The organism is Roseateles sp. GW821-FHT09G03, from assembly GCF_059416045.1.
Window position 1 is genome coordinate 836,099 of sequence record NZ_JBWKOK010000001.1, and the last position, 13,591, is coordinate 849,689.

The window sequence follows — 13,591 nt, forward strand, 5'->3', positions numbered from 1 at the left end:
GGGGGTCGCGTTGCAATGCTTGCAGACACGCAACGAGGCTTGCGCGGGGCGCTACCTCTTCGGAGGCAGTCGGCGCGTCATCCGCCGAAACGGCAGCCCGTCAAGACCTGGCACCGGTCCGAGCCGTTCAGTCGAATACTGGCCGGAAGAACGTGCGCTCGTAGCTGAGGATGCAGCGTGTCTCTTCGGCATACCGGAAGGCGGCCTGACACGCCGGATCGTCCAGGGACCGGGTCCGGTAGTCCTCGTACGCGGCGAGCGACGGGAAGGAGAAGGACGCGAGCGCGATGTTGTTCGCGCCCTCCGAAGGCAGCAGATACCCGTGGTGCACGCCGCCGAACTTGCGCACGAGCGGAATCCACAGCTTGCCGTAGTGCTCGAACTCCTTGAGCTTGTAGGGATCGAGGACGTAGCGGAGATGGCAGGTGATCATGGGGCGATTGTGACGCGGACACTTGGTGTCACCGCTCGCTCACCGCCGTTCGTCGCTCCGCCACGTCGGCTAGGATCCAGTCCGCCCTCTCTCACACCTACCTTCATGCGCTTCACTCTTCCGTTGAGCATCCTTTTGGCATTGGCCTCCGGTTCCACACATGCGCAGGAAGCTTCCGAATCCAAATGCGTGGTCGTCTTCAGCCGAGGGAAAAACATGTCCTCCAGCGATCCGCAGGTCAATCGGATGTGGAATCAACTGAACAACACGTTCGGTCAGTTCGTGTCCGCGGAGTTCAAGGGGGCTGGCCGAAGGGTGATCGAGATGCCCCATCCCGTGGAGGCGACCGATATGACTGTCAACACGGATCGCCTCTTGAAGAAGGCGCAACAGGAGGGTTGCAATCTGATCGTCAGTGCCTCCATGTACGCGGATCAGCAGACGCATCAATTCATGAGCACGCTTCGGGTCAATCCGGTCACCGCCGAGAAGAGGGAAGCTCCGGCGGGCACCAGCTACGTGATTGGCCAGGAGACGTTCAAGAAGGAGCAGTCGGACCCGCTGACGAAGGAGACCTTGGATCGCCTGGTGGCGAGCGACATCGCGAAGAGTCTCGTCGGCGCCTATCTCGGCGCGGCGAAGTAGGGCGTCCGGTGCGCATTCAACGCGCAGGCCTCGCGCCAGCCTTTTCTTCGATGCTTCTCGCCCTTCTGGCGATCTGGCCCGCAGCGGCCTTCGCTGAACGGTCTGCATTGGTTGTGGACGGCGTGCCGTGCGGCAGCGAAGACGCTCAGTATTTCCTGAACGAGTGCGCAAAGCTGGAGTTCAAGGCTGCGGACGCGCGCATGTCCAAGGTTTTTCAGTCAGTTCTCGCCCGAACCCCTGCTCCGGCTCGGAACGCTCTGGCAGCAGAGCAGGCTGCCTGGAGGAGTCAACTGCTGCGGGCATGTGTGAAGGACGTGGACGAGGGAGAGCCCGGGGAGGGCGGTAGTGCACAGACCCAATGGTTGAATGAATGCATGACCGCGAAGGTGCGTCAGCGCATCGCTGAGCTGGCGGAGGGCGGCGCCTCGCGTGACCGTCGGTAGGTCAGGTTGTCAAAACAGGCCACCGCTATCGGCAGCGAGTAATGCAGAAGCATTGGTTTCATGTGGCGTTCGGGAGGCGCGGACCCCAGCTGCGCTTCCAGAGGTTGTCTGCCGGCTATCGCTGCGCAGGCCTCGGCAGCTTCAGGCTGATTGCAGTCCTTCGCGTCGAGTGCGCAGGTCGACTGCTTCCGACCCCTTGCTGACCTTCAGATTCTCGATTGGGATGCCTTGCAACGGCCTCTCACTGCGATATTGCGATTGAGTTCAAGCTTCAATAGCACCCTTCGCGGTATGGACCCCAGGGGGTTGGAGTTCGTGAACAAAGCGTTTGACACTTTGCCGAGCGAATCCAGCGGATTGCTAGTCGGTCGCAGGAATGGCGGAAGTTTCTGGTGTTCCGCTTAGATCCTTTAAAGCGGCGGTTCGATGGAGCCGCCAATGATCTTGATGATTAACTTGCATTGTTCGCACACGTAGGACCGGGATCCTGACTTGCTGTCCACCCGTGGCGATCCCACGACGGCACGACTCCATCGAAGTCCGCGCCCTCCTTGTGAATGGATGTAGCACCCCATGTTTTCCTCTGCATGCGGCGCGCCGCCGTGCAACTTCAGTGTCATGGCGCCATCTTGAAAGATTGGTGGCACGACCAGTACTCCCCAGGACTGCAGCATAGCGAGCTGAGTCTCGGTCCATTCACTCGACGAATTGATGCCTGCGATGAAGACTTGCTTACCCCCAATTTCCGCAAGTGCTATTTGCACTGTCGTGCCCTCCTGCCGCCCATGACGTTTGATCTGGTTTGCATACCATGTCAGTGTTTGCGGCTTATTTATCTTCTTGAGTTCGCTGAGGCTGAGGGGGTTTGGGTGCATCGGCTCACATCCTTTCGATGTCGTGGCCATCGTCGCGCGAGAGTTTGATCGCCTCCAACGCAGCGTGCACTACCTAGCCTTAGGGAGGTAGAACGCCAACTGGATCGCCCCGAAGCCGACTGTCGCTAGCGGCCGCTGATGGCCGCGAGCGGTCAGCGGGCGCACGGTGGCGAATGGCGGGTTCCGCTGCACAGCGTGCGCCCGTCTCAGCCTGAGCGCTGAATTCAATCAACGGTCGCCGGCGCCGCCATTCCGATACATCGTGATCTCGCGAGCAATGAGTCGCGACGCCTCTTGAGGAGTCACCTCGAGAATCTCGCAGATGGCCGACTTCATGAGCATCAGCGGTACATCGCAATCCTGCAGCGCTCCGCGCAATGCCTCTCCGACAGAGTCGCCGGACTCCAGTCGCTGTCGGATCGCCGTCGAGGCGAGCTGGTGACAAGTTTTCAGGGAAGGGCGAAGCATGTCTGCTGAAACCGCTGCTGAAGTGGCGGGGGCTCATGGGCAGCACTCTACGGCACTTGAGGGTCAGGCTTTGCCACGGTGCCAGGCCTGAGCTTGCCCGCTCCAGCACGATGGCCCGCAGACGATCGAAGTCCTTCTGGCGGATCGCGTGATCCGGGTGGGCCACGGGAAGGTCCTCGACGACTCCCGCGCAGCACAGCAGCCCGCGGTCGACGACGAGCGGGTGGGGTGCGAACTGATGGTGAGCTGAACTCAGCGCGCGCGGTCACGGACCCACGCAGCCAAGCCAGGGTGGCACGCCTGCCGCGACGCCGGGGCGCCGCGGCAGGCGCCGACGATTACTTCATCGCCTTCTTGTCGGCCTCAGCCTTCTCCTTCATGGCCTTGGCATCCGCCTCGGCCTTTTCGTGAGTCGCCTTGGCGTCCTTTTCGCATTGCTTCTCGGCGTCGCCCTTCATGGCGTTGCAGGCCTTCTTGGCGGCCTTGTAGTCGGCGTCGGCCTGCTTCTTCAGCGCCTTCGCCTGATCGACGGTGCCGGAGGACGGGCTGGAGGCGGCTTGCGCCATGGCCGAGCCGGCGGCGCCCAGGGAAAGAACGGCAGCCGTAGCGGCGATGAGCAGGGATTGCTTCATGAGGATCTCCTTGTCGTTAAAACAACGTGAACGGCGACGACGTCGCCGGCCTGCGAGCAAGGTCTATCCAGCAAATGGCGATCCCGCCCCCCGGACGCCCCAGGGTCAAGGCGCCTGGAATTTCCAGCGCGCGTTGTCCCCGGCGCAATCCCACTGCTGCACGCCCGCGCCGTCCTGCGCCGACACGTTGGTCACGTCCAGGCACTTGTTGCTGTGCGAGGCGCGCAGGTAGAAGAAGCCGTTGCCCTGGTCCTCCAGGCGGAACAGCTGGTTGCCGCCGCCCGTGCAGGTCCATTGCTGGACAGCCGCGCCGTTGGCGGTGCTGACGCCGGTGATGTCCACGCACTTGTTGCTGGACAGCGAGCGCAGTTGCCACAGGCCGTTGCCCGCGCTCTGCGCCACCCACTGCTGGTTGGTGCCGCGGCCGTAGGCCCATTGCTGCAGCAATCCACCGTCCTGCGTCGAGCGTTCGCGCACGTCGAGCGCCTTGCCGCTGTGCTTGGCGATCAGCGCGTAGGTCTGGCCCGAGACCGGCGAGCTCGAACCCGGCGGATTCGTCGGCGGCGTGGTCGGAGGATTGGTGGGGGGCGTCGGTGTGTTGGTGCCGGTCGAGTCCTCGAATTGCAGCCAGTCGATGTTGGCGACGCCGGTGCCGCCCTTGGCCACCAGGTAGAGGTTGCGCACGCCGGTGCTGCGCTGGATCGGGGTCGTCACTTCCTGGAACGTCGTCCATCCGCCGGTGCTCGGCACGGTGACGGTGCCGATCTGCGCGCCCGTCGGGCTGTCCAGCCGGACCTCGATCTGCTTGCCGGCGCTCGAGGCATCCACCGCCAGGCGCAGCTTCAGCCGGTCGACGCCGCTGCCGAAGTCCATGTCGATGTAGCGCAGCCAGTCGCCCGCGTCGAAGCCGCCGATGCCCGTGCTGTCGAAGCTCACGCCGCTCTGCGCATAGAACATCTCCGCCTCGAGCTTGTTGGTCGCGCGCCAGGTGCCCTCGAAGGGCAGGTTGCGGATGAGGCTGTTCTTGCCCGTCAGCGCGGCCTTGAACACGCTGTTCAGCATCGTGTTGGGCGCCATGTTCTTCTCGACGTCCCAGTTGCGCCACTTCGCTTCGATGGTGGCGTAGCTGTCGCTGTTCACGTTGGGTGTGTTGGCGCCGGCGTTGGTGCTGTTGTAGAGCGCCCAGTTGCCGATGTTGGTGCCCTTGTAGGTCCAGCTCGTCCAGTGCCAGCCGGCCTCGTTGTAGCGGCGCAGGCCGTACTCCCAGCTGCTCTGCAGGTTGAAGTACATGAACTCGCCCACGTAGTGCGGCACGTTGTACGAGAGGTACTGCTTCTCCTGGTTGATCTTGGCCTCGGTGAAATTCACCTGCGACTGGTAGTTCGAGTCGTTGCCCCAGTTGTAGTAGTGGAACTCGTAGATGACGTTGGTCCAGCCGTAGTCGGACGGCCGCGTGATCGCGGACCAGTCCCAGATGCCTTCCATGATCACGATGTGGTTCGGGTCGACCGCGCGGATCTCCTTGTAGATCCGGTCGTACATGTCGAGCACCGGACGCGTTGCCGGCGACGGGTAGTTGAGCGAGGGCTCGTTGAGCACGTCGTAGCCGGCGACCGTGGGCTCGTTGCGGAAGCGCGTGGCCAGCTCGCGCCAGAAGGTCAGCGTCTGGTTCTGGTAGGTCGTGTTGTTCCACAGCTGGCCCGAGCCGCCGATGCGGCCGCTGTGGTCGGCGCCGTTCTGCGAGCCCGGCGCGCCGTGCAGGTCGAGGATGACGTACATCCGGTACTTCTTGGCCATCGCGACCACCCACTCGATGCGGCGGAAATCGATGCGGCCGGCGGCATCGCGCTTCCACGAGCCGTCCTCGTTCATGTGGTTCAGGTAGTAGATGGGCAGGCGCAAGGCGCTCATGCCGAGGTCCGAGAGGATCTTGAAATCCTTCTCCTGCAGGTAGCTGTCCTGGTAGGCGTTGATCAGCGCGTCGCGGCCGCTGTCGCCGAAGCGCTGGCTCAGCGTCTTGCGCATCGTGTAGTCGTCGCTGACGCCACCCAGCGGCGACATCCAGCCCTCATGCACCTGCCAGCCGCCGAGGTTGACCCCGCGGAGGTAGATGGCGTCGCCGGTGCCGTTCTGGTTCCTGACGGTGCGGCCGTCGACCTTCAGGAAGCTGCTGTGGGCGAGGGCGGTGCCAGTCGTTGCCAGCGAGGCGACCAACGCAACCAGAGGCAGGAGAGCGAAGCGCTGAAGGGTGTTCATGGACTCGTGGGGGTGAAGTGGAAGGACGGGCCTGTGGGCCCGTGGGCGACGTGCGCATCTTCATCTTCACGAGATCGGAACGTTGTGCGCGAACGCTACGGCGCGGCTCTCTTTGTCATGAGCTGCAACGGGCACGCACCCGGAAGAGGTAGTGCCGCCATCGGCGTGTAATCTCCTGCGCCATGAACAAGCTTTACCAATCCCTGCACGCCCGTCTTCCGCTGTGGCTGGCCGAATGGCTGGACATCTTCGTGCCGCTGATCGAAGTGGCCGTGATCGGCGTCGGCGCGTGGCTGCTGATGCGCGTGGCGCGGCTGATCTCCCGTCGGCTGACGACCCGCTATGGCTTCCCCGTCAAGGTGACGTCGCTGTTCCTGCGCAGCATCGGCGTGCTGATCTACGGCGGCGCGGTGCTGTGGTCGCTGGAGCGTCTGGGCGTGTCGGGCTCGGTGTTGTGGACGGCGTTCACGGGGTTCGCCGCGGTGGGCGCGGTCGCGTTCTTCGCGGCGTGGAGCGTGCTCTCGAACCTCTTCTGCACGCTGCTGATCTACATCACGCATGCGTTCCGGATCGGGGACGTCGTGGAGCTGCTGGAGGCGGGCGATCGGCCCGGCGTGAAGGGCAGGGTGGTCGACATCAACCTGGTCTACACCACGCTGCTGGAGAGCGGCGACGCGCAGAACGGCACGATGCTGCAGTTGCCGAACAGCCTCTTCTTCCAACGGGCGTTGAGGCGGTGGAACGGCGCGGCGGCGGACGGGGCGCTGTCGCATGGCCCGGCGGAGCGCGCAGCGCCGTCCGCGACGACTGTCGTTTGAGGTCGTCGCCTACCCGAGCAGGCCGCGCGCTTTTGAGTTGATGGCGAGATCGATGGCGGCGCCTGCGTCGTCGGCATCTTCGATGAGCCAGGCGGCGGACAACCCGGTCCATGCAACGATCCAGCGAAGGAGCCGCTCGGGCTCAAGCCCTGTTGCCGCGACGACGGTCTCCAGCCGGCGCTCGAAGCGGCCCGGCAGCGTCGCCAGTGGGCGGCCCGGATCGCTGAGGTCGGGGTTGGTGAAGAGGTTGGCATAGTCGAACGCGCGCTCGCCCAACAGGCCATGCGGGTCGATGGCCAGCCATCCGCGCGCGCCGAAGTCGAGCACGTTCTCGTGGTGCAGATCGCCGTGAAGCGGCACGACCTCGCGCGGCGACGCCAGCAGTTCGCGCGCCACCCCGGCGGCAGGCGCGAGCGCCGCGTGCGTCGGCGCCAGCTGAAAGAGCGGCTGGAACCAGCCTTCCACCGGATGAAGCTCGGGCATCGGTCCGCTGCGTGGCGCATGCAGACGAGCTGCCGTGTCGCAGAGGATCCTGCAGGCCTCGTCGTCCCGGCCGGACCAGGCCATCTGCGCGAGATCTCCGCCACCCGAGGCCCGCTCGATGAGCAGGACGCCCTGGGCCGATTCGAAGACGCGGGCCGCTCCTTGACCGTTCCACCAGGTCATCAGACGGAAGCCCGCCGCTTCATCGGGGATGCGGGCGACCTTCAGCATGGCCGCCGCACCTTCGCGCCGGACGGGCAGCACCCAGCTCGATCGCGTGGTCAGCAGCTCTCCGTCGGGGACGAGGGCCCAGCGTTCAAGCCACGGGGCGATGTCGGGGGGAAGGACGGGCGGTGGATTCATCGAAGCAGAGTATCGATCGACGCCCCGGCCTTGGGACGACCCGCGTCCCGGGCCGGGGATTCCATGATCAGAAGCGATAACCGACGTTCAGGTTCACGCCGTCGATCTTCACGCCGTCCTTCTTGTAGTACTGCATGTAGTCGAGGCCGCCGTAGATGGTCTTGCTGAAGTTGTAGCGGCCGCCCAGGCCCCAGGCGAAGCTGCCGTCGCTGTCCGAGCCGCTCAGCCCCTGGCTCGAGGCCTTGATCTTGCTGTCGGCATAACCGACGCGGCCGAAGACCTCGAACTGGTCGAAGCTGTACTTCGGCGTCAAGAAGAGGCCGTAGCTGCGCGTGACCTTGAACTTGACGCCGTCCACGGTGTCGTCCTTCAAGCCGGTGGCCAGCATGGCTTCGATGGCCACGTTGGGGTGCAGGTCCCAGCCGACGATGCCGCGCAGGGCGCCCGGCTTGACGGTCGGACCATCCGACTTGAGGTTGAGGAAGGTGTAGCCCACGTCGCCATACAGGCCGCTGGTCGCGGTGGCGGTCTGTGCCTGGGCGCCAGCGCCGGCGGCGAGCAGCAGGGCCGCGGTGAGGATGGAAATCTTGGTCATTCGAGCACTTCTTTGATGGGATGGAAACCGCGCCTCGTGGAGGCGGGGCAGAAGGTCGCGATGACTCCCAATTCATTGGCGCGCGCAGAAGTCACTGCGCTGGAGGAAACGCCCCGCCGGCGAACGGGGTTGACGACGACACAAACCTTCACACTGTGAGCGGAGTCTGCGCTGCGTGCGCTGCCGGCAGGGGCAAGACCTGGCCCCGGACAGGCGCCGGTCAGATCCTCGGCTCAGCTCAGCGCCTTCGCCAGGATCGGCAGGCTGATGTCCATGCGGTAGTCGACGGCCGTGTGATCGTCGGGGAACTCCTCGTAGTGGTGGTTCACGCCCATCGCGTTCAGCTGCTTGTGCATGCGGCGGGCGCCGTAGACCAGGTTGTACTGGTCGACGTCCCCGCAGTCGATGTAGAGCGCCTTGAGCGCGCCCAGGCCGCGGCCATGCGATTCGACCAGCGTCAGCGGGTCCCAGGCCAGCCAGTTGGCCCAGCGGTCCGGGATCAGCTCGCAGGTGTCGGAAGTCACCGGCAGCCGGACGCCGTAGGGCGCGGAGGGATCGGGGTCGAAGCTCGCGGCCTGCGCGAGCATCATCAGGATGTGGACGTCGCTGTCCTTGGGTTTCTTGGCCGACCAGAAGGCCTCCACCCATCGGCCGATGTCCGGCTCCTTGGCCAGCGCGCGCAGCACCGGGACGAACTCGTGGCGATACAGCAGTTCGAAGCCCATGTCGCCGGAATGCACGGCCGCCGCGGACCAGAAGTCCGGATGCAGCAGCGCATGGACCATGGCGCCGTAGCCGCCGCTGGACTTGCCGAAGAGACCGCGACGGCCGTTGCCGCCGCAGTCGAAGTGCTGCTCGACGAAGGGCACGACCTCGTCGCGGAGGAAGTCGTCCCACCGGCCCATGGCGACCGAGTTGACGTACTGGTTGCCGCCCAGCTTCGTGAAGCAGTCCGGGAAGGCGACAACGACCGGCGGCAGTTCGCCGGCGGCGATCAGCCGGTCCAGACGCTCGGGCACGTTCTCGCCGAAGTTCTTCCAGTTCGTGTGCACCGGGCCGCCGGCGGTGAAGCCCACGATGTCCACGAGCATCGGCAGGCCTCGTCCGTCATGGCCGTGCGGGATGTAGACGTCCACGAGGCGGCGGATCGGGGCGCCGACCAGGTTGCCGGCGAGCACCTCGCTGTCGAGCGTCAGGCGATGGACGGTGCCGGCGGGGGTGTTCGGATCTCTGTGCATGGGACTCCAGGGCGGGTGGGGTTTCGCTGGGAATGATCCGCTGATTGAAACATGCCAGGGGCACGGGATCACCGGATGGGGCGGATTGCTAGACTTGCTCAAACACCTTCAAGGGGACAGGGATGAACAACCTTTTCGCCACTTTGCTGATGGTCGTTGCACTCGTCGGAACGCCGGCGGCCGCCGCGCCTTCGACCGCGTCGCCGCTCGTGGGCGAATGGACCCTCGATGTCGCCACCTTGCCGATGCCGCCGGAGGCACGGCCCAAGCGGGTGGCCTTGTCCTTCCGGGACGATCCCGACGGCAAGTGGTCGACGCAGGTCGAGATCGTCGACGCGAAGGGCACGCGGCTGCATTCGGCATCGACGGTGGCGCTGGACGGGACACCCGGCCGCGCGACCGGGACCTACTGGGTCGACGTGATCGCGGCCAAGATGCCCGAGCCCAACGTGCTGGTGATGCAGTTCATCTACGAAGGGATCCCGCGTTCGACCCGGGTCTATTCCGTGAGCGCCGATGGCGCTGTGCTCACGGAGACCGAGGTGTACTTCAGGGACGGCGCGCCGGTGCTGCGCACGGCGCACTTCACGCGGGCTGCCGGCAAGCCTTGACCCCAGCCGCACGCTTGACTCGGGTGCGGCGGCCGGGCGCGCACGCTGGCGACACTTTTTGTGTACGCTGACGACGATCAGGTCAACATCGCCGGACAGGGAGAAGAGTCATGAAGAGCCGCGCACATCAACTCGTTGCAGCCCTCCTGCTGGCCCTCGTTGCCGTGCCGGCGATGTCGCAGGACAAGGGGTGTGCGGTGGGGCGTGATGGCAAGCTCATCTGCCCGGCGCCGGATTCGACGTGTCTCAACGATCGCAATGGCGCCGTGGTCTGCTCTTCGCCCGGCGGCGGCATCGAACTCGATCGGTACGGGGTGCCGATGTGCGGTGCCGGGTATTGCACCAAGGATTCGCGCGGGGACGTGTTCTGCTCGAACACGGCGCGCGGTGCAGCCTCCTCGGATTGGTATGGCACCCCCGCCTGCGCCGGACGCTGCGTGCCCGCCAGCGCGAACGCGTGCGTGAGACCCACGCCCGCCAAGTAGCGCTCCCGACCGCCCTCAGGCGCTGGCGTGCTGAAAGGCGTTCACGAAGGGTCGAAGCACGTCCTTCAACGCTGTCGAGCCTTTGTGGACTGTCCCGACGTCCGGCTCGATGTCGATGAGACCGCCCGCGCTGTGCGCGTCGTAGAGCTTGACGAGCAAGTCCGCCGTACTCGCGCTGACGTGCCGCTGCAGCGTCTCCTGCCACTGACTGCGTGGAATTGCCTGAGCGACGACGGACCGACCGAGCAGCTCGCCCAGGACTGCGGCGACGTCGTTCGCCGACAGTCGGCGCGGGCCTTCGGCATGCACGATCTGCTCGTGCGCCCATGGCATCGGCTGAAGCATCAAGCTCGCCGAGAGACGGCCAAGATCGGCGGCCGAGATGGTGGGAAATTCCTTCTCGAGCGGGCAGTGAAAACTGGGCAGCACGCCCATGGCACCAGCGATCGACACCCGCGCAGCCCAACCCTCCATGTGCTCCGCCGATCTCAGGAACAGCTTGGGTGGCTCCAGTTGCCGCAGCTGGCCCTCAAACTCGCGAAACAGGGTCGGCATGCCGATGTTCTCCGGCACGTGGGCGCCGTAGTCGGAGATGGCGAGGACCCGCCCGGGCCGAGCCAACCTCATCGCTGACACCAGGCTGCCGATGGACTTCCGCATGTCCGCAATGGCATCAGGCGCGCCAGGGGAGGGTGGCAGGATGATCTGCACCGCATCCGCCCCCATGACCGCGAGACTCAGTGCCAGCGGATCCTGCAGGTCCGCCACGGCCACCTCGCACCCCATGGCGCGCAATGACGTCGACTTGGTCTTGTCTCGCAGCACGGCCTTGACCGGCACTCCCGCGCTTCGCAGCGCCGCACACGTGGCATGACCGACTTTTCCGGCGGCTCCGACAACAACAATCACGGTCACTCTCCTTGCTTGAAAACCGCAAGGATGCGGGTTGGGCCCGTGCGCGTCTTGCAGATTCAGACCGGCGCTTTCGAGTTCGGACGGAACTTTCCGGCGCTGCGGGCGATCTCGCCGGGCGTCTGGCCAAGGACCCGGCGCAGGGTCGAACTCATGTGGCTCTGATGGGAGAAACCGGCGGCAAGGGCCACTTCGCTGGCGGACATGCCCGTCGATGACAGGAGCGCGCGCGCGTACTCGACACGGCGCCGGATGACGTACTGGTGAACGGGAATGCCGGTGCTGTTGCGGAAGAGGGTCTTGAACCGGGTTCCACTGACACCGACCTCCCGGGCGAGGTCCATCAGCCCGAGCTTCTGACCCAGGTGGCTCTCGATGAAGTCGGTAAGGCGCGCGAGTTGGCGCGGCGAAAATCTTGGCTCGCCCCTTTCGTTCGGCTGGTGGCTCCGTCCTGAGGCCGTTTCAATGAGCCTGACGGCGAGGGCCTGCGCAAGCAGGTCGATGTACAGAGGATCCGAGGGCGTCGACGACTCCAGGTCGGCCTTGATCGCCCACCCGATGGCCTCGATCCGCGTATCCCGCAGCTGCAACTCCGGAGCGACCTGAACGGGCGTCGTCCTGCCGCCCAGATCTTCGGCAACCCTCGTGAGCAGGGACTGCGGCAAGCCCAGCGAGAGGACCCGGCACTCGGCGTCGTCTTCCCAGCTCCCATCCATCCCTGCGGGAAGGATGTCGATGTCGCCAGGCTTCTGGATCCGACTCATGAATCGGCCATCGCACGAGCAGGTCGCATGGACGGGCCGGCTGACATGGATGCCGATCCGGTGCACCTCCTGGCCCGCGACCCGGGACATGCCGCGAGGCACTTGGAGCAGCGCCGCTTGCAGATCGCGCCAATCCCTGCCGGCACTCGATAGCAGCACGCGTGGGGAACGGGCGAGCGCCGGGAGGGAATGACTCTCCATGGCGGCTGGAAGATGCTCGATCTGATGGGTCATGGCGTAGGTCTCGATGACGACGGAATTCCGATCCGACGGGCGTCGAGCCTACGTGATCGCCAGACCCGATTGCGGCAGCAGGCGACGGCATGCTGGACGTGGACCCGGCCCGGCCGCACGCCGCGTCAACCGGCGCTAGTCTTGCGCGCTTGCGAGAAACGCCCACCGACTGCTGAGCAGGTAGGTCAGCACCGCGACCCCGAGCAGCACCATCACCAGGCTCACCTGGTAGGACTGGTCGGTCCAGCGGAGCAGGGCGGCGTAGGCGAGTTCGTTGACGAGGAAGCCGCCCGCCGAGATCGCGGAGAAGCGCATCGCCGAGCGCAGGAGCGGAGCGCCATGACCCTGGAAGGTCATCCGGTGGTGGCCGAAGAAGGACACCTGCAGCGCGACGATCCAGCCCAGCACGTTGGCGGCCAGCGGATGCCAGTCCAGGGTCTGGACGATCGCGGTCACCACCAGCCAATGCACGAGCGCGGCGGCGGTGCCGACGGCGATGAAACGGGGAATGCGGCGGGCGTGGAGGTCGGTCATGGCGTGTCGGCGTGAAGAATAGCCCGGCGGCCGGCCTCGAAGTCCGCGCCCGTTCGATGAAGGCGCGCTCCCTGGCGTCCCGTTGCCGCGCTGTTGCGGGCACACCACCTCAAGCGCCGTGCCCGCGACAGTTAAGCCGGAGTTAAGCGGCGCCGTTGGAGCATCGACGGCTCCGACCATGCTCAACCACCACCTGTTCCTGCTCATCAATGCCGCGCCCGGGCTGACGCCGGCGCAGCTGTTCCTGCCGATGTCCATCGCGCGATGGAGCGTCCACGCGGTCACGATGCTGCTGGTCTTCTCGTGGTTCTTCGCCGAACGCGAGGTGAGGGCGGAGCTGGTGAAATTCGCGGCGTGCGCGGCCATTGCGCTGCTGCTGGCCGTGGCGGCGGCGATCGCAGTGGGGACCGCCGGCGCCCAGGAGCCCGCCCAGCATGCCGTCGGCGGCACGCACTACCTGGTCCAGGACTGCCTGCCCGGCCTGCCGGCGCGTCAGGTCGCGATGCTCTGGGCCGTCGCGTTCGCCGCGTTCGGGCACGGACGGCTGTCGGCCGCGGCCCCCTTCCTGCTCACGCTGGGACTGGCCGTGGGCTGGTCCCGGATCTACCTCGGCGCGAGCCTGCCCTGGGACGTCCTGGGGGCCTTGCCGGTCGCCGCGGCGGCGGCGGCCGTCACCTGGTTCACGCGCGGACGGATCCATCGGTTAGCGTTGCGTCTGGACGATGCCTATGGCGCGTGGCGGACAGCGCTCCGGCGACCCCGCGACCAGCGCTGACACGATGAACCCGGCGGCGCGGGCGGA

General features: G+C 65.8%; 16 protein-coding genes. 6 read left to right on the forward strand and 10 right to left on the reverse strand.

The window, feature by feature from the left end:
* Window positions 1–127 precede the first annotated feature (127 nt).
* Window positions 128–433 carry an NIPSNAP family protein gene (locus AC07OZ_RS03745; protein WP_495465808.1) on the reverse strand — a complete coding sequence of 102 codons (306 nt, stop codon included), beginning with the start codon at window positions 431–433 and terminating at the stop codon, window positions 128–130.
* Window positions 434–538: 105 nt separating this feature from the next.
* On the opposite strand from AC07OZ_RS03745, the gene AC07OZ_RS03750 reads away from it, so the two are divergent.
* Both AC07OZ_RS03750 and AC07OZ_RS03755 read left to right on the forward strand, forming a co-directional pair.
* Window positions 539–1,078, forward strand: coding sequence for a hypothetical protein (locus AC07OZ_RS03750; protein WP_495465809.1), 540 nt, complete (start codon window positions 539–541; stop codon window positions 1,076–1,078).
* Window positions 1,079–1,128: 50 nt separating this feature from the next.
* Entirely contained in the window at window positions 1,129–1,521 is a 393-nt protein-coding gene (locus tag AC07OZ_RS03755) for a lysozyme inhibitor LprI family protein (protein WP_495465810.1), read from the forward strand.
* A 410-nt stretch (window positions 1,522–1,931) separates the two neighbouring features.
* Here the strand turns inward: AC07OZ_RS03755 and AC07OZ_RS03760 are convergent, their stop codons facing one another.
* The 3 genes from AC07OZ_RS03760 to AC07OZ_RS03770 form a co-directional block, all read right to left on the reverse strand.
* The gene (locus AC07OZ_RS03760) at window positions 1,932–2,396 is read right to left on the reverse strand and encodes a hypothetical protein (RefSeq protein WP_495465811.1); all 465 of its coding nucleotides are present in this window, start codon (window positions 2,394–2,396) and stop codon (window positions 1,932–1,934) included.
* Window positions 2,397–3,202: 806 nt separating this feature from the next.
* On the reverse strand, window positions 3,203–3,556 hold the full coding sequence (locus tag AC07OZ_RS03765; protein WP_495465812.1) for a cell envelope biogenesis protein TolA: 354 nt from the start codon (window positions 3,554–3,556) through the stop codon (window positions 3,203–3,205).
* Window positions 3,557–3,601: 45 nt separating this feature from the next.
* Window positions 3,602–5,752 (reverse strand): RICIN domain-containing protein, encoded by a 2,151-nt coding sequence (locus AC07OZ_RS03770; RefSeq protein WP_495465813.1) that lies wholly within the window; start codon window positions 5,750–5,752, stop codon window positions 3,602–3,604.
* 182 nt (window positions 5,753–5,934) lie between these two features.
* Here AC07OZ_RS03770 and AC07OZ_RS03775 point away from each other — a divergent pair, with 182 nt between their 5' ends.
* Window positions 5,935–6,570 carry a mechanosensitive ion channel domain-containing protein gene (locus tag AC07OZ_RS03775; protein ID WP_495465814.1) on the forward strand — a complete coding sequence of 212 codons (636 nt, stop codon included), beginning with the start codon at window positions 5,935–5,937 and terminating at the stop codon, window positions 6,568–6,570.
* Window positions 6,571–6,579: 9 nt separating this feature from the next.
* Here AC07OZ_RS03775 and AC07OZ_RS03780 read toward each other — a convergent pair whose 3' ends face one another.
* The 3 genes from AC07OZ_RS03780 to AC07OZ_RS03790 form a co-directional block, all read right to left on the reverse strand.
* Complete coding sequence (locus AC07OZ_RS03780; RefSeq protein WP_495465815.1) at window positions 6,580–7,416, reverse strand: APH(6)-I family aminoglycoside O-phosphotransferase; 837 nt, start codon at window positions 7,414–7,416, stop codon at window positions 6,580–6,582.
* A gap of 67 nt (window positions 7,417–7,483) precedes the next feature.
* Window positions 7,484–8,011, reverse strand: a complete 528-nt coding sequence (locus AC07OZ_RS03785; protein ID WP_495465816.1) for a porin family protein — start codon at window positions 8,009–8,011, stop codon at window positions 7,484–7,486.
* A 233-nt stretch (window positions 8,012–8,244) separates the two neighbouring features.
* Window positions 8,245–9,249: an alpha/beta hydrolase gene (locus AC07OZ_RS03790; protein WP_495465817.1), complete on the reverse strand. Its 1,005-nt coding sequence runs from the start codon at window positions 9,247–9,249 to the stop codon at window positions 8,245–8,247.
* 122 nt (window positions 9,250–9,371) lie between these two features.
* On the opposite strand from AC07OZ_RS03790, the gene AC07OZ_RS03795 reads away from it, so the two are divergent.
* Together AC07OZ_RS03795 and AC07OZ_RS03800 are read left to right on the forward strand one after the other, a co-directional pair.
* Complete coding sequence (locus tag AC07OZ_RS03795) at window positions 9,372–9,860, forward strand: hypothetical protein (protein ID WP_495465818.1); 489 nt, start codon at window positions 9,372–9,374, stop codon at window positions 9,858–9,860.
* A gap of 110 nt (window positions 9,861–9,970) precedes the next feature.
* Entirely contained in the window at window positions 9,971–10,345 is a 375-nt protein-coding gene (locus tag AC07OZ_RS03800) for a hypothetical protein (protein ID WP_495465819.1), read from the forward strand.
* Window positions 10,346–10,360: 15 nt separating this feature from the next.
* On the opposite strand, the gene AC07OZ_RS03805 is transcribed toward AC07OZ_RS03800, so the two are convergent.
* The 3 genes from AC07OZ_RS03805 to AC07OZ_RS03815 all read right to left on the reverse strand — a co-directional run bounded on the left by AC07OZ_RS03805 (window position 10,361) and on the right by AC07OZ_RS03815 (window position 12,789).
* Window positions 10,361–11,254 (reverse strand): NmrA family NAD(P)-binding protein, encoded by an 894-nt coding sequence (locus tag AC07OZ_RS03805; RefSeq protein WP_495465820.1) that lies wholly within the window; start codon window positions 11,252–11,254, stop codon window positions 10,361–10,363.
* A gap of 62 nt (window positions 11,255–11,316) precedes the next feature.
* Window positions 11,317–12,255 carry a helix-turn-helix transcriptional regulator gene (locus AC07OZ_RS03810; RefSeq protein WP_495465821.1) on the reverse strand — a complete coding sequence of 313 codons (939 nt, stop codon included), beginning with the start codon at window positions 12,253–12,255 and terminating at the stop codon, window positions 11,317–11,319.
* 135 nt (window positions 12,256–12,390) lie between these two features.
* The gene (locus tag AC07OZ_RS03815) at window positions 12,391–12,789 is read right to left on the reverse strand and encodes a GtrA family protein (protein WP_495465822.1); all 399 of its coding nucleotides are present in this window, start codon (window positions 12,787–12,789) and stop codon (window positions 12,391–12,393) included.
* Window positions 12,790–12,967: 178 nt separating this feature from the next.
* Here AC07OZ_RS03815 and AC07OZ_RS03820 point away from each other — a divergent pair, with 178 nt between their 5' ends.
* Entirely contained in the window at window positions 12,968–13,564 is a 597-nt protein-coding gene (locus AC07OZ_RS03820) for a hypothetical protein (RefSeq protein ID WP_495465823.1), read from the forward strand.
* Window positions 13,565–13,591 lie beyond the last annotated feature (27 nt).